This window comes from Nitratireductor lacus (genome assembly GCF_056431025.1).
In genome coordinates this window covers 1-525 of sequence record NZ_JBWKMB010000078.1, presented here as the reverse complement: position 1 = coordinate 525, position 525 = coordinate 1, and the positions used below count along the sequence as shown (strand labels likewise).

Annotated in this window: 1 protein-coding gene; it reads right to left on the bottom strand. The window is 61.9% G+C overall.

Annotated elements, in window-relative coordinates:
* Window positions 1-497 (bottom strand): zinc-binding dehydrogenase (locus tag AC07E3_RS21490; protein ID WP_478364782.1); only part of this gene is annotated, 497 nt, incomplete at its 3' end.
* Window positions 498-525: the final 28 nt, after the last annotated feature.

Below are 525 nucleotides of genomic sequence, written 5' to 3'. Positions count from 1 at the left end.
GAGCCCACAATCTTTCGCGCTTCCAGATCGCGGTGGGCCTGAACTGCATCAGCCAGCTCGTAGCGCTTGCTGATGTCCACCTTGATGCGGCCTTCGGCCACATAGCTGAACAGCTCGTTGGCCAGCTCTGCACGCTCGACAGGGTCGGCAATGTAGTGCGCCGAGGCGGGACGGGTCAGGAACAGCGAGCCCTTGCCGGCCAGGATCTGCGGATTGAACGGAGGGATCGAACCGGAAGCCGTGCCCAGGCAAACCATCAGGCCGCGTGTCTTCAGGCTGTTGAGCGAGCCTTCAAACGTGTCCTTGCCCACGCTGTCGAACACGGCATTCACGCCCACGCCGTTCGTCAGTTCACGCACGCGCTTGGCCACATCTTCATGGCTGTAGTTGATGGTGTGAACGCAGCCGTTGGCCTTGGCCACTTCGGCCTTGGCATCGCTGGAAACCGTACCGATCACATTCAGACCTTCGAGCTTGGCCCATTGCGACACCAGCATGCCCACGCCACCAGCGGCTGCGTGCAGC